Source organism: Tritonibacter sp. AK171 (assembly GCF_030127025.1).
Lineage (GTDB): Bacteria > Pseudomonadota > Alphaproteobacteria > Rhodobacterales > Rhodobacteraceae > Epibacterium > Epibacterium mobile.
The window spans coordinates 1,127,826-1,148,032 of sequence record NZ_CP126134.1 but is presented as its reverse complement, the minus strand read 5'-3'; the positions used below and the strand labels follow the sequence as shown (position 1 = coordinate 1,148,032).

Annotated in this window: 21 protein-coding genes; 13 read left to right on the top strand and 8 right to left on the bottom strand. The window is 59.7% G+C overall.

The window, feature by feature from the left end; genetic code table 11:
- Window positions 1-20 precede the first annotated feature (20 nt).
- The 7 genes from QNI81_RS05465 to selD are packed head-to-tail and all read left to right on the top strand — an operon-like array spanning window position 21 to window position 8,224.
- Entirely contained in the window at window positions 21-2,882 is a 2,862-nt protein-coding gene (locus tag QNI81_RS05465; protein ID WP_283967627.1) for a monovalent cation/H+ antiporter subunit A, read from the top strand.
- Between the two features lie 4 nt (window positions 2,883-2,886).
- Window positions 2,887-3,240: a Na+/H+ antiporter subunit C gene (locus QNI81_RS05460; RefSeq protein WP_065321974.1), complete on the top strand. Its 354-nt coding sequence runs from the start codon at window positions 2,887-2,889 to the stop codon at window positions 3,238-3,240.
- Window positions 3,237-4,877 carry a monovalent cation/H+ antiporter subunit D gene (locus tag QNI81_RS05455; protein WP_283967626.1) on the top strand — a complete coding sequence of 547 codons (1,641 nt, stop codon included), beginning with the start codon at window positions 3,237-3,239 and terminating at the stop codon, window positions 4,875-4,877. The genes QNI81_RS05460 and QNI81_RS05455 overlap by 4 nt, the downstream gene beginning before the upstream one ends.
- Complete coding sequence (locus QNI81_RS05450; RefSeq protein ID WP_005616393.1) at window positions 4,877-5,374, top strand: Na+/H+ antiporter subunit E; 498 nt, start codon at window positions 4,877-4,879, stop codon at window positions 5,372-5,374. The genes QNI81_RS05455 and QNI81_RS05450 overlap by 1 nt, the downstream gene beginning before the upstream one ends.
- Window positions 5,371-5,640 (top strand): K+/H+ antiporter subunit F, encoded by a 270-nt coding sequence (locus QNI81_RS05445; RefSeq protein ID WP_009176513.1) that lies wholly within the window; start codon window positions 5,371-5,373, stop codon window positions 5,638-5,640. Before QNI81_RS05450 ends, QNI81_RS05445 begins: the two co-directional genes overlap by 4 nt.
- Window positions 5,641-5,650: 10 nt before the next feature.
- Entirely contained in the window at window positions 5,651-6,028 is a 378-nt protein-coding gene (locus QNI81_RS05440) for a Na+/H+ antiporter subunit G (protein ID WP_005616396.1), read from the top strand.
- A gap of 33 nt (window positions 6,029-6,061) precedes the next feature.
- Complete coding sequence (selD, locus tag QNI81_RS05435) at window positions 6,062-8,224, top strand: selenide, water dikinase SelD (RefSeq protein WP_283967625.1); 2,163 nt, start codon at window positions 6,062-6,064, stop codon at window positions 8,222-8,224.
- A 6-nt stretch (window positions 8,225-8,230) separates the two neighbouring features.
- Here selD and mnmH read toward each other — a convergent pair whose 3' ends face one another.
- Window positions 8,231-9,283: a tRNA 2-selenouridine(34) synthase MnmH gene (gene mnmH / locus QNI81_RS05430; RefSeq protein ID WP_283967624.1), complete on the bottom strand. Its 1,053-nt coding sequence runs from the start codon at window positions 9,281-9,283 to the stop codon at window positions 8,231-8,233.
- Window positions 9,284-9,373: 90 nt separating this feature from the next.
- On the opposite strand from mnmH, the gene QNI81_RS05425 reads away from it, so the two are divergent.
- Complete coding sequence (locus QNI81_RS05425; RefSeq protein ID WP_126136832.1) at window positions 9,374-9,844, top strand: MarR family winged helix-turn-helix transcriptional regulator; 471 nt, start codon at window positions 9,374-9,376, stop codon at window positions 9,842-9,844.
- Window positions 9,845-9,851: 7 nt separating this feature from the next.
- Here QNI81_RS05425 and QNI81_RS05420 read toward each other — a convergent pair whose 3' ends face one another.
- From QNI81_RS05420 to QNI81_RS05410, 3 genes are all read right to left on the bottom strand, one after another.
- Window positions 9,852-10,154 (bottom strand): DnaJ family domain-containing protein, encoded by a 303-nt coding sequence (locus QNI81_RS05420; protein WP_005619478.1) that lies wholly within the window; start codon window positions 10,152-10,154, stop codon window positions 9,852-9,854.
- Between the two features lie 60 nt (window positions 10,155-10,214).
- Window positions 10,215-10,628, bottom strand: coding sequence for a nuclear transport factor 2 family protein (locus QNI81_RS05415; protein WP_165808412.1), 414 nt, complete (start codon window positions 10,626-10,628; stop codon window positions 10,215-10,217).
- A 177-nt stretch (window positions 10,629-10,805) separates the two neighbouring features.
- Window positions 10,806-12,386, bottom strand: coding sequence for a bifunctional metallophosphatase/5'-nucleotidase (locus tag QNI81_RS05410; RefSeq protein WP_225263436.1), 1,581 nt, complete (start codon window positions 12,384-12,386; stop codon window positions 10,806-10,808).
- Between the two features lie 189 nt (window positions 12,387-12,575).
- Between QNI81_RS05410 and QNI81_RS05405 the strand changes: the two genes are divergently transcribed.
- Both QNI81_RS05405 and QNI81_RS05400 read left to right on the top strand, forming a co-directional pair.
- A complete protein-coding gene (locus QNI81_RS05405) occupies window positions 12,576-12,914 on the top strand; it encodes a DUF952 domain-containing protein (protein ID WP_065325956.1) in 339 nt (112 codons plus the stop codon).
- A 33-nt stretch (window positions 12,915-12,947) separates the two neighbouring features.
- Window positions 12,948-14,006, top strand: coding sequence for a quinone-dependent dihydroorotate dehydrogenase (locus tag QNI81_RS05400; RefSeq protein WP_283967623.1), 1,059 nt, complete (start codon window positions 12,948-12,950; stop codon window positions 14,004-14,006).
- Window positions 14,007-14,206: 200 nt separating this feature from the next.
- Here the strand turns inward: QNI81_RS05400 and QNI81_RS05395 are convergent, their stop codons facing one another.
- From QNI81_RS05395 to QNI81_RS05385, 3 genes are read right to left on the bottom strand one after another with little or no spacing between them, the layout of a single operon-like run.
- Window positions 14,207-15,532 carry an MATE family efflux transporter gene (locus QNI81_RS05395; RefSeq protein WP_283967622.1) on the bottom strand — a complete coding sequence of 442 codons (1,326 nt, stop codon included), beginning with the start codon at window positions 15,530-15,532 and terminating at the stop codon, window positions 14,207-14,209.
- Between the two features lie 18 nt (window positions 15,533-15,550).
- Window positions 15,551-16,069 carry a PaaI family thioesterase gene (locus tag QNI81_RS05390; protein ID WP_283967621.1) on the bottom strand — a complete coding sequence of 173 codons (519 nt, stop codon included), beginning with the start codon at window positions 16,067-16,069 and terminating at the stop codon, window positions 15,551-15,553.
- A complete protein-coding gene (locus tag QNI81_RS05385; RefSeq protein ID WP_283967620.1) occupies window positions 16,066-16,488 on the bottom strand; it encodes a PaaI family thioesterase in 423 nt (140 codons plus the stop codon). Before QNI81_RS05385 ends, QNI81_RS05390 begins: the two co-directional genes overlap by 4 nt.
- Before the next feature lie 125 nt (window positions 16,489-16,613).
- Between QNI81_RS05385 and QNI81_RS05380 the strand changes: the two genes are divergently transcribed.
- Window positions 16,614-16,985, top strand: a complete 372-nt coding sequence (locus QNI81_RS05380; RefSeq protein ID WP_283967619.1) for a MerR family transcriptional regulator — start codon at window positions 16,614-16,616, stop codon at window positions 16,983-16,985.
- Window positions 16,986-17,067: 82 nt separating this feature from the next.
- On the opposite strand, the gene QNI81_RS05375 is transcribed toward QNI81_RS05380, so the two are convergent.
- Window positions 17,068-17,607 (bottom strand): shikimate kinase, encoded by a 540-nt coding sequence (locus QNI81_RS05375; RefSeq protein WP_283967618.1) that lies wholly within the window; start codon window positions 17,605-17,607, stop codon window positions 17,068-17,070.
- 303 nt (window positions 17,608-17,910) lie between these two features.
- On the opposite strand from QNI81_RS05375, the gene QNI81_RS05370 reads away from it, so the two are divergent.
- Together QNI81_RS05370 and QNI81_RS05365 are read left to right on the top strand one after the other, a co-directional pair.
- A complete protein-coding gene (locus QNI81_RS05370) occupies window positions 17,911-18,312 on the top strand; it encodes a MerR family transcriptional regulator (RefSeq protein WP_009176619.1) in 402 nt (133 codons plus the stop codon).
- Window positions 18,313-18,377: 65 nt separating this feature from the next.
- Window positions 18,378-20,159 carry an acyl-CoA dehydrogenase C-terminal domain-containing protein gene (locus tag QNI81_RS05365; RefSeq protein ID WP_283967617.1) on the top strand — a complete coding sequence of 594 codons (1,782 nt, stop codon included), beginning with the start codon at window positions 18,378-18,380 and terminating at the stop codon, window positions 20,157-20,159.
- Window positions 20,160-20,207 lie beyond the last annotated feature (48 nt).

The window sequence follows — 20,207 nt, the reverse complement described above, 5'->3', positions numbered from 1 at the left end:
CGAAACTTGGAGAGTATGACGTGTCCCTTTTCCTGATAGCAGCCCTGCCATTTCTTGGTGCGCTGTTTCCCGCACTTTTGATCCGCGCCGGTCGCAATGCCTCGGCCTCATCTGCCGGGTTGGCGACGGGGCTTGCTTTCATTGGTCTGATGCTACACGCCCCCGCCATCCTGCGCGGCGAGGTTGTTCAGGTCGGCATCGACTGGCTGCCTGCTCTTGGGCTTTCGGCCAATTTCTTTCTGGATGGGCTTGGGTTTCTCTTTGCGACTTTGATCCTCGGGATTGGTCTGTTGGTCATCGTTTACGCGCGATTTTATCTGTCGCGGCAGGACCCGATGGGACAGTTTTACACGTATCTTCTGTTGTTTCAGGGCGCGATGGTGGGGATCGTCCTTTCGGACAATATCCTGCTTTTGCTTATTTTCTGGGAACTTACATCGCTGTCTTCGTTCCTGTTGATCGGCTATTGGAAGCACCTGCCCGAAGGGCGTCAGGGCGCGCGCATGGCGCTCACAGTGACCGGTATGGGCGGGCTTGCCATGATCGGGGGCATGCTGATCCTCGGCAACATCGCCGGATCTTACGACATCAGCGTGATCCTGCAGAACAAAGAAGCGATCCAATCTTCTGATCTCTACCTGCCCGCTTTGATCCTGATCCTGATCGGGGCATTCACCAAATCGGCGCAGTTTCCGTTCCACTTCTGGCTGCCACATGCGATGGCCGCGCCGACACCGGTTTCAGCCTATCTGCACTCCGCGACGATGGTGAAGGCTGGTCTGTTCCTGATGGCGCGGCTCTGGCCGGTGCTTGCGGGCACGCCGGAGTGGTTTTATATCGTCGCGACCACGGGTCTGATTACAATGGTGATCGGCGCTGTGATCGCTCTGTTCAAGGACGACCTGAAGGCGCTGTTGGCGTTTTCCACTGTTTCGCATCTGGGCCTGATCACCATGCTTTTGGGCATGGGAACAAAGCTCGCGGCAGTGGTCGCGGTGTTTCACATTATCAACCACGCCACCTTTAAGGCCGCGCTCTTTATGTCCGCAGGCATTGTCGATCATGAGGCACATACCCGCGACATCAAGCGATTGGGCGGGCTGCGCCATGTGATGCCCGTGACATTTGTGATCGCCACCGTGGCGTCGCTGTCAATGGCGGGCATTCCACCACTGAACGGCTTTTTGTCCAAGGAGATGATGCTGACAGAGGTGTCCGAAACCAACTGGTTGCAAAGCCCCTATGCCATGTCGATCCTTGCAACGATCGCCGCAGTGTTTTCCGCCGCTTATTCGTTCCGCCTGATTGCCCATGTGTTCTTGGGTCCCAAACGAGACGATTACCCGGCCAAGCCGCATGATCCCGGCTTTGGCATGTGGGCGTCGCCTGCGCTTTTGGTGGTGCTGGTGGTGCTGATCGGGTTGTTCTCGGCCAAGCTCGTCGGCCCGCTGGTCGCGGCCTCTGCCAGCGCGGTCATTGGTGGCGAGAAACTGCCTTATTATTCGCTAAAGCTCTGGCATGGGGTCAACGCGGCCCTCTACATGTCGATCATCGCAGTGGTTGGCGGTCTGGTCCTGCTGGCGCTTCATCGCCCGTTGGAGCGGCTATGGAACGCCCTGCCCCGCCCCGAAGCCAAAGTGATCTTTGACGCGATCGTGCGCGGCTTGACCGCGCTGGTACAGGGCGTGACCGCGCAACTTCATAACGGGTCGCTCACACGCTATGCGGCGATCATGGTGAGCTTTACCGTGGCGATCAGCCTTTACGCCTATGCCACCGGGACATTGGGTGCGCCGACGCGACAGATGCAACAGGCTGGCGTTATGCCGATGGTGGCGTGGTTCTGCCTTGCGATGGCGGCAATCTGCATCGTGATCTTCCACCGCCGTCGCTTTGTGGCACTGATCCTGATCGGCATTGTCGGCCTCATTGTGTCGATGTCGTTCAACTATCTCTCGGCCCCCGATCTGGCCCTGACGCAGATCTCGGTCGAGGTGGTGACGATCATCCTGATGCTGCTGGCGCTCAATTTCCTGCCCAAGGAAACCCCGGTGGAGACGCCGCTGTTTGCACGCCTGCGTGACGGGGGCATTGCCATCGTCGGCGGTTTGGGCGTTGGCGGGTTGATTTATGCGATGTTGGTTCGCGATTTTGCCTTCCCATCGATCTCTGGCTTTCACATCGAGAACTCCTACAAGGGCGGCGGCGGCACCAATATGGTGAACGTGATCCTCGTGGATTTCCGGGGCTTTGATACCTTTGGCGAGATCATCGTGCTGGGTATTGCAGCGCTGGTGATCTTTGCCCTGACCGAAGCGGTGCTGTCGACCCGCGTGCGGGCCTATCTCCTTAACCGCAAACCCGACATCGAACAGGCAGGCGACAGCCATCCGGGTATGATGGTGGTGGTCACGCGGATGATGATGCCGGTGGCTCTGATGGTTGCGGCCTATATCTTCTTCCGCGGTCACAACCTGCCGGGCGGCGGCTTTATCGCCGGTCTGATCGCAGCCATCGCGGTGATCATGCAATATATGGCGTCCGGGTTTGGCTGGGCGACCGAACGTCAACGCTTCCCCTATCACGGCATCATCGGCTCTGGCGTGCTGATCGCAGCTGCCACGGGGATTGGCGCGTGGTTCAATGGCCAGCCGTTCCTGACCTCTGCCTTCGGCTATGTGCATATCGCACCGCTCGAGGAGTTCGAGATTGCGACCGCAGCCCTCTTTGACCTTGGCGTCTTCCTCGCCGTGGTGGGCGCTGTGATGTTGGCGCTGGAAAGCCTGTCGCGCTTTGCGTGGCAGCCCGGCACCGCGTCAGAACACGCCATGGACATCAACCCTGCCCGCGATGACGCGGAACAAGACATGAAGGAGGCCTGAGAGTATGGAACTGCTCGTTGCTTCGGCCGTCGGCCTGCTCACTGCGGCGGGGATCTATCTGGTCCTGCGTCGCCGTACTTTTCCGGTGATTCTCGGCACCTCATTGCTGTCTTATGCGGTGAATGTGTTTCTCTTTGCCACCGGACGACTGGCGACCGACGCGCCGCCGATCCTCAACAAATATGCCGAGGTGGCCTATAGCGACCCGTTACCGCAGGCGCTGGTGCTGACGGCGATTGTGATTTCCTTTGGCATGACCGCCGTGGTGGTGATGGTGGCCCTTGGGGCCTACCTCAGCGCCCGTGACGACAATATCAACATGGACGACACTGCGCCTGCGCAGGGAGAGGACGCATGAACCACCTACTGATTGCGCCCATCGTGCTGCCTGCGCTGGTGGCACCCTTTATTATCATGACCTTGCGCTATCACATTGATCTACAGCGCATCTTCTCGCTGGCGACCAATGTTCTGCTGATCGCAATTGCGGCGGCGCTGGCGGTACAGGCGGCGGATGGCACCGTTCAGGTCTACGAGCTTGGTGACTGGCAGGCCCCCTTTGGGATCGTACTGGTGCTGGACCGGCTCTCGGCGATGATGGTTTTGCTGACCACGGTGCTTGCGCTCGCGGTGAACCTCTATGCGGTGGGCAGCAAATGGGACGCGCGCGGCGCAAATTTTCATGCGCTGTTCCAGTTTCAGCTGATGGGCATCATCGGTGCCTTCCTGACAGGCGATGCCTTCAACCTCTTTGTGTTCTTTGAGGTGCTGCTGATTGCCTCCTATGGTCTGATGATCCACGGCGGCGGCGCGCGGCGCTTTCAGGCGGGCGTGCAATATGTGGTCTTCAACCTCCTTGGCTCCACGCTGTTCTTGTTCGCACTTGGTACCATCTACTCGGTGACCGGGACGCTCAATCTGGCCGATCTTGCGGTCCGTGTGGCTGAACTTCCTGCAGAAGACAGCGCGCTTATTCGTGTGGGTGCGGTGATGCTGCTTTTGGTTTTTGCGATCAAAGCCTCACTCCTACCGCTGCATTTCTGGCTTCCTGCGTCTTATGCCAACGCTCCTGCCCCGGTAGCGGCGCTCTTTGCGATCATGACCAAAGTGGGGGCCTATTCCATCCTGCGCGTCTACACGCTGGTCTTTGGCCCTGATGTCGCGGTTGTTGAAGGGCTGGTGGATAATTGGCTCCTGCCCGCCGCGCTCATGACCATCGCAATTGGTGCCATTGGTGTCTTGGGATCAAAGGACATCGGACGCCTGATGTCCTTTGGCGCGATCACCTCTGTCGGCACATTGCTGACGGCCATCGCGCTCTTTACCCCCGAGGCCACGGCAGCGGCACTTTACTACACGGTGCACTCCACGCTGGCAGCAGCGGCCCTGTTCCTCGTGGCCGATATGGTGCGCGAACGCCAAGGCGGCGAGATCGCCCCCAAGCCCGTCATGGCGCAAAGCGGGCTGATCTCAGTGCTGTTCTTTGTGGCCGCAATCGCCACCGCAGGCATGCCACCGCTTTCGGGCTTTTTGGGCAAACTGCTGATCCTTGATGCGGCCCGAGACAGCACTCTTGTGGTCTGGGTCTGGGCGGTGATCTTGGTCAGCTCTCTCATCACCATCATGGGCTTTGCTCGCGCAGGCACGCTTATTTTCTGGAAGAGCCACGGTCTGACACAGGATCACAGCCTTGAAGAGCCTGAAATTGAGCTGGAACAAGCCGATCAAGCGGACGCACCACGCACTCCGCGCGCACCCGCGCTGCCATTTGTGGCGTGTTTCTCACTCCTTGCGGGACTTGCCGCGCTTACGCTTTTTGCCGGACCTGTGACACGCTACACCACCGCAACCGCCGCCGATCTCTTTGCGCCTCAGGCCTATATCGAGACGGTTTTGGCCAACCGGGATCGCCCCGTGGTGGAGCCGGATCAAACACCCGGAGACAAGACACTGGATCTCGACGCTGGTGACACCACTTCGGAGGAGAACCACTAATGAAGCTCCTGAACCGTCTTCTCCCGCACCCTCTGCTTACATTGATGCTGACGGTGATCTGGCAATTGCTGGTGAACAAGTTCTCGCTCAACTCGCTGTTGTTTGGATTTCTCCTCGGCCTGTTGATCCCGATTGCGACCCAGCCCTATTGGCCCAATCGTCCCAAGCTCAAAAGCCCGCTACGGCTGGCGACCTATGTGCTGTTGGTGTTCTGGGATATCGTGATCGCCAATATCACCGTGGCGCGGATCATCCTGTTCATGCCCAACAGCAAACGTCAGCCCACATGGGTTGAAATTCCGCTGGACATCCGTACGCCCGAGGCCATCGCGATGCTTGGTGGAACCATCACCATGACACCGGGCACCCTGACTGCGGACATCTCGGCTGATGGGCGTTATTTGCTGGTTCACTGCCTGCACGCGCCCGACACCGCCTCTGTCCGCGATGAAATCAAGACCCGTTATGAACGCCGCCTGAAGGAGATTTTCGAATGATCGAATACGCCTATATCTTTGCCTTCGGCTGTTTCGCCCTAGCGATGCTGATGAACCTGTGGAAAGTGGTAACCGGCACAGAGATCACCGACCGCATCCTTGCGCTTGATACGATGTTCATCAACTCCATCGCCTTGGTGGTGTTGTTCGGGGTGTTCCTAAGTTCGGAAATCTTCTTCGAGGCCTCGCTGATCATGGCCATGCTCGGCTTTATCTCCACGGTAGCCTATGCGCGCTTCTTGCTGCGCGGCAACATCATCGAGTGAGGAGGCAGACATGATAATCGAACTTCTCATCACCGGGTTCATCGTAATGGGTGGCTTTTTTGGCTTTGTGGGCTCCTTCGGCCTGCTCAAGCTCAACGACCCGATGTCGCGTATGCATGCGCCCACCAAGGCGACGACGCTTGGCGTCGGCGGTGTGCTTTTGGGCTCCATGCTACATGCGGTGGTCTATGAGGGCCGCCTCTCTGCTCATGAGCTGCTGATCACCCTGTTCCTGCTGGTCTCCGCTCCGGTCACGGCAAATTTCCTTGCCAAGGTGTTCATCAACCAGCAGACAAAGCCCAAAGACCTGCCCGTCCCTGGCGACTGCAAGCTCTGGGCGACGCATAACAAACCTGAACATCGTTCGGCCGACACGCCCGAAGCCTAGCGTTTTGGGACCGGCCACCACCCGGAGGCCCCGATGCACGCACCCCGTCTTCCCCTGACCCGCGATTTGGTTCTGGTGGGAGGCGGCCATACCCACGCGCTATTGCTGCGGATGTGGGGGATGCAGCCGCTGCCGGGCGTGCGTCTCACCTTGATCAACCCCGGCCCCACCGCGCCCTATTCAGGCATGCTTCCGGGGTTTGTGGCGGGTCATTACGACCGCGATGCGCTCGACATTGATCTTGTGAAACTCGCACGTTTTGCCGGGGCGCGGCTCATTCTGGGGGCCGCCGAAGAGATCGACCCCGAGGCCAAGCGCATTACCGTGCCGGGGCGCCCGGCCATCTCCTATGATGTGGCCTCGATCGATATCGGCATCACATCGGCCATGCCGGACCTGCCGGGCTTTGCCGATTTCGCAATTTCTGCCAAACCCTTGGGAGAGTTTTCTGCAAGCTGGGACGCCTTTCGCGCCGGCAGCGACCCCGCCCGGATCGCCTGCATCGGCGGTGGCGTTGCCGGGGTGGAGCTGATCCTTGCCATGTCGCATGCCCTGCGCCAGAAGAACCGTCTGGCGCAGGCGACCTTGATCGACAGTGACGCCGCGCTCTCGGTGCTGAGTTCTCAGAGCCAATCGCGCCTGCGCAAGGCGTTGCATGCGCAGGGTGTTACGGTTCTGGAACATGCGCCGATAGAGCGCCTGAGCGAAGGCCGTATTCACCTCAAGGACGGGCGCGACATCTCCAGCGATTTCATTGTTGGCGCTGCGGGCGCACGCGCCTATGGCTGGCTTGCGACCTCCGGGCTTGCGCTCCATGATGGCGCGCTTGTGGTCTCTGAGCGTCTGCAAACCTCTGACCCTCACGTCTTTGCCACCGGCGATTGCGCCTATATGGCGCATGCTCCGCGCCCCAAGGCAGGTGTCTATGCGGTGCGGCAAGCGCCCGTGCTCTTTCACAACCTCAAGGCCATGCTGGCAGGCGGTGCCTTCAAGAGCTATCAGCCGCAGCAGGATTACCTCAAACTCATCTCCATGGGCGGAAAAACCGCGCTCGCGGATCGCAACGGGCGCAGCTTTTCGGGTGGGCTGTTGTGGCGCTGGAAAGATCACATCGACCGTAAATTCATGGGGAAGTTCACGTCCCTGCCGGTCATGTCCCCGCCCGCCCTGCCCCGCGTCCACGCCAAGGGCATGCAGGAGGCACTTGGCTCAAAACCCATGTGCGGCGGTTGCGGCTCCAAGGTCGGGCGCACGGCGCTGCTACAGGGGCTTGGCGCATACCACGGCGCGCTGCGCCCGGATGTGACCCCGCTGCCGGGAGACGATGCCGCGCAGTTGATGGTCGGCGGGGCCATGCAGGTCATCAGCACCGACCACTTGCGCGCCTTTACCGAAGACCCAGTAGCGATGACCGCGATCACTGCACAACATGCGCTCAATGACATCTGGGCGATGGGCGCGCGCCCACAGGCCGCGACGGTCACCCTGATCCTGCCCCGCCAATCGCCCGAACTACAGGAACGGCTACTGTCCGAGATCATGGAAACCGCCCACCAAGAGATGAAAGCCGCGGGTGCCGCCATCGTGGGCGGCCACACCTCTTTGGGCGAGGAACTCACCGTCGGCTTCACCGTCACCGGACTTTGTGACGCGCCCCCCATCACCCTTGCTGGCGCAGGCGCGGGCGATCACCTGATCCTGACCAAACCCTTGGGATCAGGCACGATTTTAGCCGCCGAAATGACAGGACAGGCGCGCGGGGCCTGGGTTGCGGGGGCGCTTGATCTGATGTGTCAGAGCCAGCGCAACGCCGCCAAGGTCCTGCGCCCCGCGGCGCGCGCCATGACCGATGTCACGGGCTTTGGTCTGCTAGGTCACTTGCAGGGTCTGTGCGAAGCCTCACATCTGGGCGCAGAGATCACATGTGACGCGATCCCGCTAATGGAAGGTGCACGCGAACTGGCCGAGGCGGGCGTACGATCCACGATCTTTAACGACAATGCGACTCTTTTGCCCGGTATTGGCACCGCAGGCGCGCGGGCGCTGCTGTTTGATCCGCAGACCTCGGGCGGTCTCTTGGCCTGCGTCGCACCCGAACAAGCCTCGCAGGTGTTGGAGCAGCTTAGAAACCACGGCTACCGCGCTGCAAAGATTGGCGAAATGCGCGGTCCTGACGAGGGAATCGTGCTGCGGTAACCCAGCTCAAAGAGCTGCCATCACCTCCAATACGCGCGCTGCGGCCTGCGTGCGATCCGACGCACTCAATCCCGGCAGCGCAATCTGACGCTGGTTGCTCACCGCATAGCGGCTGCGGGCCTTGCGGTAGGCGGGGTCGTAATGATCCGCCATCAGCCGCGCCACCAGTGCTGGTTTATCCCCCGCCGCGATCAGCTTGAACCAGTCCTCCACCACCGCGCCAGAACGATGTTCCCTGAGAGGTTCGAGCTTTTCGCGCAGGTGGTCCGCGTCTGACAGAATGTCATCGTAAGCCTCGACCAGATAGGCGCAACGGGCCTCAAACGGCACCTCCAGATCAATCCTCGGCGCGGCTTTCATCGCCTCCCACAGGCTGGGCGGCAGGATACGCGCCCCGATCTTGCTGGCTTCGGCCTCCACCAGCACCGGGCGCGCCGGGTCCATCTGTGCAAGCGCGCAGGCGATATAGCTCTCGAACCGTTTCTGACTTGGCTGCCCTCCCGGCATCTCGCCCAAGAGCGAACCGCGATGCCCCGCAAGCCCCTCCAGATCCAGAACCTGACCGCCCATAGCGGCGACCAGCTGCAAAATCTCGGTCTTGGCGGTGCCGGTCAACCCGTCCAGCAAGATCAGCCGATGCGACAGCCCCGCCTCATAAAGCGCGGCATGCACCAGACGGCGATAGCTCTGGTAGCCGCCCTGAACCACCTCGGCCCGCCAGCCGATCTGGCTCAACATCCACGTAAAACTGCCCGAGCGCTGCCCGCCGCGCCAGCAATAGACCAGAGGTTTCCAGCTGCCGTCGTGATGGCTCAGCCGCTGTTCGATGTGGGTGGCGGCATTGCGAAACACCATCGCCGCGCCGATCTTGCGGGCGCGAAAGGGGCTTTCCTGCACATAGATCGTGCCCACCTCGGCCCGTTCCTCATTGTCGAGCACTGGCAGGTTGATCGCGCCGGGCACATGGTCCTCGGCATATTCCGCAGGGCTGCGCACATCGATCACCGTGTCATGCCCGTGCGAGAGAAATTCGGAAAGTGTTTGAAACGTCAGAGCCATGCTCCATTTCTTATAACCACAAGGCACACAACAAAACATGAAACCGCGCAACAGCACCAGAGCCTGCCACACACCAGACGGAATACCACGATGTCAGACACCGAATTGGAGATCGACACACAGCCCGCTACCCTGATCCGCCGCCTCAATCAGATTGCGGTGGCGCGGTTTGCATCCGTCATGGCGGCTGCTCAGCTGGACCTCACGCCGGTGCAATACGCGGCCCTTTCGGCCCTGACTGAACATCCGGGGGTTGATCAGGCAACATTGGCCACGCTTGTGGGGTATGACCGGGCGACCCTTGGCAAAGTAGTGGAACGGCTGGAGGCTAAATCGCTACTGGTCCGCGAGGTCGATCCCCGCGATCGGCGCGCACGCTGTCTGCGCATCACACAGGAGGGCGACTGGCTGGTCTCCAAGGCGCAGCCTCTCGTCAGCGCTCTTCAGCCGCAAATCCTAAACGGGCTCAACGCCGCCGAGCGTGAAGAGCTGATCTATCTGTTGAAAAAGGTGACCCGCGCGCAGGCAACCACCGCCCAGAGCGCGCATCCTGTACGCTAACCGGGCATCAGCCGCGTTTCCTTGCCAATTCCAGCCGTGCCTCTGTCATCGACAAATCCGCAATAATCTGGCGACGCTTGCTGCGATCCCCGGTTTCGCGCAGCTCTTCGCGCAAACGCGCCAATTCCCGGCTTAGCGAGACCACCTCCGGCACCGCGCCATTGTCTTTTAGAATACGGTTCATGACGGCGTTTTCCGGATCATCGCAGGGCGGCAAAGGTCGCCCGGCCCCTTCGAGATTATCAAAGGCTCCGTCTTTTTCCGCCGCAGCGATGCGCGCGTTGATCAGGTCAATCAGCGGATGGTCCATGGACAGGAAACTAGGAACTCTGCCCGCTGCTGGCAATAGCAGCGGACAGGTCAAAGCTACTTAACGCAATGCGTCGATGCGCGCTTGATCCGTACTCGGGAAGTCGGGATCTTCATAAATGCGCACGGCGCGGATCAGATCGCCCTCAAATTCAAAGACATTGCAAAACCGCCCCTGCGAGACGGTGCCATCAGGAAAAGCCGTGCCGTCCGACATCTCTCCCCACACACGCCCCTCGACAACCACTGTATCGCCTGCCTCGATGATGCGCAGACCTTCGATATCGTGCTTCAGCCAGTTGAGCATCGCACCCATTTTTTCACCAAACCGCTGCATGTCTGCCTTGCCTTTGCCGGCGCCAAACTTGGGAAAGAGCAACTCCACATCATCAGTGTAAAGATCCATCAATCGCACATCGCGATGATCCACATACTCAAAATAGAGACGTACGATGTCCTGCCGACTTAAGGGCATAACCTATTCCTTTTGCTTCATATTCTCCCTTGGCATGTGGACAGTGACTGGCACGCTTTCAAGTTGCGCCAATGAAATACCCCCGCCAGATCTCTCCAGCGGGGGTTAGGGGATATTGCGCTATAGTTTCACAGGTGAGACATCGGGTCAGGATTGCTGACCATGTCGGGCCTGAACTTACTTCTTGGTGATACGACCGTCGGTGTAGGCGCTATAGGGGCCAACCTCGGCAAGGTATTCGGCCACCACATCGGCCAAGTCAGGGCCAAAGTCATAGGCGTTTTTGTCGTCACCGGCGAAGACCTTGTAGCCGTCGCCACCGTTGCGCACGTAGTTGTTGGACACCACGCCGTAGGTTTTCGCCGGATCAATCGCGACCCATGCGTCCCCCTCCATGACCATTACGTCAGAGATCCGGGAACCCGGCTCTTTGGACGCATCAAAGGCGAACTTCATCCCGGCAACCTGTGGGAAGCGACCGGCGCCCTCTTCGATCTGACCAACACCGTTTTCCAATGCCTCAATCATCGCCTGACCGGAAACCTCGAAGGTTGAGAGCGTGTTCTGGAACGGCAGTACGCTCAGCACTTCGCCCATGGTCACCTCACCCGCATCGATCGAGGAGCGCAGACCGCCGCCATTCTGGATCGCGATGGTCACGCCCTGATCCTTGACCCGCGCCAGCATAGCGTCGGCAACCAGATTGCCCATTGAGCACTCGCCCGCCCGGCACACATCGCGTGACCCATCGACGATATCCTTGGTTTCAGCGACGATCCGGGTTTTCATTTCTTCAATCGGCGCGCCCATCTCTTTGATACGGGCCAACATATCCGCATCCGGGGTTACGGATGCATCCAGAAGGATCGGCTCACCTTCGGCAGAGACGACATTGCCCTCATCGTCAAAGGTCACGGTCAACTCACCGAGGTATTTGGAGTAGGCATAGGCTTGCACCACGGGCACATCACCAACCATGGTGGGGTAAGGGCCCGCCGCGCTGTCGGAGGTGTTGGACAGCAGGGTGTGCGAATGGCCGCCCACAACCAGATCCAGCCCCGGAACTTTCTCGGCAATCTCCATATCCTTGGCGAGGCCCACATGGGTCAGCGCGATGATCTTGTTCACACCTTCCGCCTGCAGCGCTTCGACATCGGCAGCCAGGCTGTCGATTTCATCCTGAAACACAACATTCGGCCCCGGCGAGGACGTCTCGACCGTGTCAGTCGCAAGCGCAGAGATGATGCCGATTTTCTCGCCGCCGACCTCAAGCACCACATGATTGCCGACTTTGCCCTTCAAGAGCGGCTCGGACGTGAGGTCAAGATTGCCGGAGATCACCGGGAAGGACACGGTGTCGACGAATTTCTCAAGCCCTGCCGGGCCGTCGTCAAATTCATGGTTGCCCACAGCCATAGCGTCATAGCCGATGTCTTCCATGAACTCGGCCTCGGCCGCACCTTTGTAGGTGGTATAGAACAAAGACCCTTGGAACGGATCGCCCGCATCCAACAGCAGGACATTTTGACCTTCGAGCGCAGAGCGCATCTCGTCGACCTTGGCTTTTACGCGCGCAATGCCGCCAAAGCATTTCCCCTCTGCTTCATCCTCGGCGCCGCAGGTGGAATCATATTTGTTGATCGACTCGATGCGGCTGTGAATGTCGTTGGTGTGCAGGATGGTCAGCTTGTATTCCGCCGCAGCCATACCCGCGGTCAGACCCAGCGCAGCTGCCGATGTCAGTAAACGTGAAATCATAGGATAAACCCTCACCTTTGTTATGCCACCTCTACCGGTGGTTGTTATGGTCTCAGTATTCGTGATCTTTGCCCAAACAGTCAAAACCAAACTTACGTGACAGACCGATGTAGACGCAGGGGAAACTTTGCCCTGCCCTTCGCACAAGCACTCTTGCGCAAAGGGGGCGTCTGAGGGCATGAGGTGGCCATGCTGATTTACAAGATTTTCCGTGACGACGAATGGCGCGCCTTTGAGGCCGCTGGTGAAACCGATGGCGCGCCCGTGGACCTTGCGGACGGCTTTATCCATTTCTCGACCGCACCGCAGGCGGCAGAGACCGCAGCCAAGCATTTTGCGGGCGCCGAGGGGCTCTGGCTTCTGGCTTTTGAGGCGGATCAGATGGGCGATGCGCTCAAATGGGAGCCGTCGCGTGGCGGTGCACTGTTCCCGCATCTTTATCGCCGGCTGCAACATGCGGAACTGATCTGGGCCAAGCCGCTGCCACTGGTTGAGGGTGTTCACCGCTTTCCCGCAGAGATGGTCTAAGCGCGCCAACGCGCAACAAAGGAGGCACGGCCAATGAAGCTGTCCGAAAAACTGGCGCTGGCCGTGATGCATCGCCTTGATCCCGAAACCGCCCATGGGCTGTCCATCAAGGCCCTGAAGTCCGGTCTCACGCCCTGCCCCGGCCCGGTGACATCGCCACGCCTCAAGACAGAGATTGCCGGTCTGACCCTGCCCAACCCGGTCGGGCTGGCCGCAGGGTTTGACAAAAATGCCGAAGCACTCGGCGCGCTCACGCAGGCCGGTTTTGGGTTTATCGAGGTGGGGGCCGCAACCCCGCGCCCACAACCCGGCAATCCCAAACCCCGCCTGTTTCGGTTGAGCGAAGATCGCGCGGCGATCAATCGTTTTGGCTTTAACAACGAGGGCATGGAGGTGATCGGCGCACGCCTTGCTCAGCGGCCCAAGAAGGGCGTAATCGGCCTCAACCTCGGCGCGAACAAAGACAGCGATGACCGCGCGCAGGATTTTGCCCGCGTCCTGAGCCATTGCGGCGCGCATCTGGACTTTGCCACCGTCAATGTCTCTTCTCCCAACACCGAAAAGCTGCGTGATCTGCAGGGCAAGGCTGCCCTTTCTGCGCTATTGGCTGGGGTCATGGAGGCACGAGAGGGCCTGAACCGCCCGATCCCGGTGTTTCTCAAAATAGCACCCGACCTGGATGAGGCAGGTCTTGATGATATCGCTGATGTGGCGCGCGAAAGCGGGATCGATGCGGTGATTGCAACCAATACGACGCTTGCCCGCGATGGTCTGAAAAGCGCACACCGCGACGAAATGGGTGGGCTCTCCGGCGCACCATTGTTTGAAAAATCCACCCGGGTACTGGCACAGCTCTCCACCCGGCTTGACGGAGCCGTGCCGATCATCGGTGTGGGCGGAATTTCCTCGGCTGAGGACGCCTATGCCAAGATCCGCGCGGGTGCATCAGCGGTGCAATTTTATACAGCACTGGTCTATGGCGGCCTGTCACTTGCAGCAGAGATCGCCAATGGCCTTGATGCGCTTCTAGCGCGCGACGGGCATGACAGCGTCGCGCAAGCGGTTGGCACCGATCGCGCAACTTGGCTCTAGTTATCCAAAGCAGCCGGGGACGCTCCCGCCCGTCAGGGATGCTTTTAAAAGCCCCCCTTCCCGTTGGGCCCGGCAGGCCGCGCCAAAGGCGCGGCCTGCCCCCGGCGATTTGCAAAGCAAAGCGCAAAACCTCACCTGTGATTTGCAATAGCAAATCTCAATTTGGCAGCCCGCACATCGCGCAGACGAGACGCAGCGCTTCATCCAGCAGATGCAACTGACGCTTCCAGTCGAGGGTATCGGGCCGCCAGCGTTGCCGCGCGGGCAGTATTCAACACCATCAAAGCAAGCCAAAGCCCGTGATTTCCCAGCACTGGCACAAAGATCACAAGCGCGATCACATAGATCCCCACCGCCTGGATCATTGCGATCCGCATGTCGCGGGTCCAGGTGGCACCAATGTAGATACCGTCGAACATGAAGCTCGCCACGCTGATCAACGGTGCCAGTGCCACCCAGATCAGATAGTGCCGCGCAGTCTCGCGCACCTGCGGCGCCGTGGCCATCAAATCAATCAGCGCAGGCCCGCCCCACCAGAAGACCAGCGCCAGCGCCACCGAGAACCCCACTCCCCAATAGCTCGACACAATGGCTGCCCGGCGCAGGCGCGCAGGATCCCTTGCCCCGACTGCCCCACCCACCAACGCCTCGGCGCTGAAGGCAAAGCCGTCCAGCGCAAATGCGGTCATCTGCAGAAGCTGGATCAGCACCTGATTGGAGGCCAATGTCACATCGCCAAGGTCCGCACCGAGAAACAGGAAGGTGGTAAATGACAGGTTCAGCAAGACCGAACGCACCATGATGTCGCCATTCACCTGCATCATCCGCTTGATCCGCAGGCGATCAAAGATCCGCGCCCAGTCGTGCCACTGATCACCGGCAAAGGCCGATCCGCACAGCCAGAGACCCAAGGCCAGCCCCGACCACTCCGCGATCAACGTCGCAGTCGCGACGCCTTCGACGCCCCAACCCAGCCCCAGCACGAACCACAGATCCAGCACGATATTGAGGCCATTCATCCAGATCTGCAGCAAGAACACTCCCCGCGTGCGCTCCATCGCGATCAGCCAACCTGTGACGGCATAAAGGCCGATGGTCGCAGGCGCACCCCAGATTCGGATTTCCAGATATTGCCGCGCCAGCCCCTCCACCTCGGCACTGGCAGGGGCCAGCGTAAAGGCTCCCCAAAAGACCAAAGCCTGCGCCAGAATGAAGAACAGTCCCGCGCCGCCCGCCAGGAGCAACCCTCGCATCAACAGCGCGCCGGTCTCGGCCTCATCGCCAGCACCGCGCGCCTGTGCCGCCAGACCGGTGGTGCCCATGCGCAAAAAGCCAAAGATCCAGTAGATCGTCGACAGGATGACCGCGCCTATGCCCACGGCACCAATGGGGGCGGCCTCGCCCAGCTGGCCCACCACGCCCGTATCCACCGCGCCGAGAATGGGCACGGTGGCATTGGACAAGACGATCGGCAGCGCGATTTTGAGCACCCGGGAATGGGTGATGGGGCCAGATGCCTCTGACATGAATAAAATTCCTTAGAATCAGTCGCCTGAACGGCGATCCTGCGGCATCAGGAAATGCCCCGTTGCCTGCGCGAAGAGCTTGTCCTTGTGATCCTGCCAGGCGGCCACATGCACCGACGCGTAGCGCCGCCCGGAGCGATTGACAGTCGCACGCGCATAAGAGTCCCGTGGCAAGCCCGAACGCAGATAGTCCACTGTAAAATCAATGGTTTTAGGCAGGCGCGGCATCTTGCCAGCCGCCATTGTCTCCACGTCCAGCTCGCCGCTTTCAAACTGCGGCCAGAGGTGGAACCACTGGAGGGTGATCACCGAGGTGACCTCCAGAAAGGCCGCCGTCGCCCCACCGTGGATCGCGGGCAGCATCGGATTGCCGATCAGAGTGTCGTGAAAATGCATGGTCGAGGTCAGCTCATCGCCACGCCGCTCAAAGGTGATGCCAAGAAACCCGATGTAGGGCACCGATTCCACCAAGGCCGCAAGGGCTGCATCGCGGCGTTGCTTGATCACTTGCACCGGCTCAGGACGGGGGCGGCTCATTGCTTTGGCTCCAGCGTGAAGGCGCCAGAGGCAGTTGCGACGGGCACTTCGGTTTCCTCATCCGTCGCCACCGCGCGCACAAAGGCGACATTGCGGGTCACGTGGTGACAGGTTGCGGTGGTGGTGATGGTCTGCCCCGGCGTCGCCCCGCGCATATAGTCGATCCGCAGATCGATGGTGGCGGTGCTCGACGGCTCGCTCGGGTGGCTCATCACCGCAGCGCCGCAGCAGGTGTCCATCAGGGCCGACACCGCGCCGCCGTGGATGACGCCGGTATCCGGATCTCCGATCAGCTTCTTGTCATAGGGCATCACAATCACCGCCCGGCCGTCACCGATCTCGGTCAATTCCATTCCCAGCGCCTTTGAGTGCGGGATCGCCTCAATGAACTGGCGCGCCAGTTGGGTTTTGTCAGCCATGACTTGCTCCTTGCCGGATTTGCCTCATTTATTCCGTGCATGGGGGCAAAGCGCAAGGCTTGCAAAACTCCCAGTTGCACCGCTCGGTTCAGATGCTTAGGTTGCCCGAGCAAGGGAGGACATGGATGACCGAAACAAAACTGTCATTCAAGGAGATGTGCGCCGAGTTCGATGTAACGCCGCGCACCCTTCGGTACTATGAATATATCGAGCTGTTGCAGCCCGAACGTCAGGGCCGCTCGCGGTTCTACGGCGCGCGCGAAGTGGCGCGGATGAAGTTGATCCTGCGCGGGCGCAAGTTCGGCTTTCAGCTCGAAGAGATCCGCCAATGGTTGCTGATCTACGACAAGGAAGGCGACGAAGCGCAAAACCGCGCCTTTATCGAGATGGCCGACCGGCAACTGAAGGAACTGGAACTCCAGCGCCAGCAGATCAACGAGGCGATGGAAGAGCTGACCGACCTGCGCAAAGTGACGCTGGATTTGTTGCCTGACTAGCGACTTCGCACTCTGAGAGCACTCGGATGGTCCCGCACCGCTGGATACTTAATTCTGAGCGTCCTAAGCAACTTCGGCGCATTTAAGGACATGCGGATATATGTTTGATCACCTCCTCTACCGAGTGAGGTGTGATTTCAGGCACTAAGCATTGAGAAAAACCAAGCTGTCGATACTCACGGATGCGTCGAAGATACTTTAATCTCACTGGCTCGTAGGACAGACCGTATCCGCGACCGACCTGACGCGTCGCAACGATCTGTGCGGCAATCTCATCCGACACATGGGGAACGATAAGAAGCACAATTGCGTCGGTTGCAATCGCAGTCACCAATTCTGATCGCATCGGCGCTTCCATATCGTGACTGAGCACCCCCGAAGACAAGGACAAGATCACGGGTCTTGGTATGCCAGACAATATCTCGAGGAGCAGTTGTCCGTTTCGCCGGGCGTATGCCGCATAGCCCTTTTCTCGGATAAATTCGCGAATGTTCTGAATGTCCCGACAGAAAACGTCGTCTAAGTCCACGTGTGGATGGCCGAGTTTTCGATTTAGTGTCTGGGCAAGCGTCGTTTTCCCCACGCCACCCGGACCAGTAAGAACAATGCGCTGTGGTATCACGTTGCTGCTCCCTCTCGCGCTGTGGCTGTATCTCATCGACAGATGCCTGTCATAGGGGCCTATTGGCCAACTTAAATCAGCCTGTTTGCGCAGGTATTGCAGATGCATAACGCTGATTTAACCTCTAAAATTTTTGGCTTTTCCCCAAAACGTCACGTCAAATCGCCCTGCCACCACGTCACCCCTCAAAATGACGCGGCGTCGGAGTTACGTAAACGTCAAGTTCATGTTGTAACTCTCGACAAGAGCCGCCAAGGTTTACGCAGACGACGCCAACGTAAAGCAACATCTGAGTGACGCCCCATGAGTGAAGACACCAAATCCATTCGCGAGATGTGCGACGAGTTCGGAGTAACGCCGCGCACGTTGCGATTTTACGAAGCCAAGGAATTGTTGTTCCCGATCCGGGACGGCCAAAAGCGGCTCTTTACCAAGCGCGACCGAGCGCGACTGAAACTGATCCTGCGCGGCAAGCGGTTTGGCTTCAGCCTTGAGGAAATCCGCCAGCTTCTCGACCTTTATCATATGGGCGACCAGCAACTGACGCAGCTGAGCCGCACCTATGAGATCGCGCAAGAGCGTCTGGCCGATATGGAGCGCCAGCGCGACGAGCTGACCGAGGCCATTGATGACCTGAAGGATCAGTTGAAATGGGGCGAGAAAGTCATCGCCTCGATGAAAACAAACGCCAAGGCGGCCGAGTAACCCTCACCGCCCTGCCCGCCAGATTGACCACGCAAACCGCACCACTCCAACCTTTGAGGACCGCGATGCCGAGCTATACCGCCCCCACCAAGGACACCCAATTTGTTCTGCATGACGTGCTGAACATCAAGGACGCTGGAATTCCCGGCTATGACGAGCTGGAACCAGATTTCACCGGCGCCGTTCTGGAAGAAGCCGGCAAGATCGCCCGCGACGTGCTGCACCCGCTGAATGTGGTCGGCGACACCGAAGGCTGCCGTCTGGAAAACGGTGTGGTCTACACCCCGACCGGTTTCAAGGCCGCGTTCGAGCAAGTGAAGGAAGGCGGCTGGCCCGGTCTCGACATGCCGGAACAATACGGCGGCCAGAACATGCCCTATGTGATCGGTACTGCGGTGGGCGAGTTCTTCTCCGGCGCGAACCAAGCGTTTACCATGTATCAGGGCCTGACCCATGGCGCGGCCTCGGCCATTCTGGCGCATGGCACCGACGCACAGAAAGACACCTATCTGCCCAAGATGGTCTCTTGCGAGTGGACCGGCACCATGAACCTGACGGAACCCCATTGCGGCACCGATCTGGGCCTGATGCGCACCAAAGCAGAACCGCAGGACGATGGATCTTATAAGATCACCGGTCAGAAGATCTTTATCTCCGCTGGCGATCACGACATGTCCGACAATGTGATCCATCTGGTACTGGCCAAGATCCCCGGCGGCCCCGATGGCATCAAGGGCGTGTCGCTCTTTATCGTCCCGAAGTTCATCGTGAATGAGGACGGCACCCCCGGCGAGCGCAACGGTGTTTCGGTCGGCAAGATCGAAGAGAAAATGGGCATTCACGGCAACTCCACCTGCGTGATGAACTACGACGCCGCGACCGGCTGGCTCTTGGGGGATATGCACAAGGGCATGCGCGCCATGTTCACCATGATGAACGAGGCCCGTCTGGGTGTGGGCATGCAGGGTCTGGCGCAGGCCGAAGCCGCCTATCAGAACGCGGTGGAATACGCCAAGGACCGCCTTCAGGGCCGTGACGTGACTGGCGCGAAAAATCCCGATGGTCCGGCCGACCCGCTGATCGTCCACCCGGACATTCGCCGTAACCTGATGGATCAAAAGAGCTTTGCCGAGGGCGCGCGGGCGTTCATCCTCTGGGGTGCGACCATGATCGACAAGGCGCATCGTTCTGAGGACAAGGACGCCGATGGGCTTATTTCCCTGCTCACGCCGGTCATCAAAGGCTTCCTGACCGACAAGGGCTATGACATGACCGTGCAGGCCCAGCAGGTCTATGGCGGCCATGGTTACATCGAGGAATGGGGCATGTCGCAATACACCCGCGACGCCCGTATCGCGATGATCTACGAGGGCGCAAACGGTGTGCAGGCGCTGGATCTGGTGGGCCGCAAACTGGCGCAGGATGGCGGCAAACATGTGATGGCCTTCTTTGATCTGGTCAAAGGGTTCTGCAAGGAAAACGCCGAGATTTCCGAAGACTACGCCAAGGACTTCATCGAGCCTCTGAAGGCAGCCTCCAAGGATCTGCAAGCGGCGGGGATGTATTTCATGCAAAACGGCATGAAGAACCCCAACAACGCGCTCGCTGGCTCCACCGACTTCATGCATATGTTCGGCCATGTCTGCCTTGGCCTGATGTGGGCGATGATGGGCAAAGCCGCACAAAAGGCGCTTGACGAAGGGGCTTCTGACGCGGCGTTCTACGAGACAAAACTCGCCACCGGCCGCTACTACATGGCACGTCAGCTGCCCGCGACCAAACTGCACCTTGCCCGCATCGAGACCGGTGCCGACACGGTGATGGCCCTCGACGCCGCACAGTTCTGATCGCGCTCTTTGACATGACATGGGATGTGCCCCTGCGGGGCATATCCA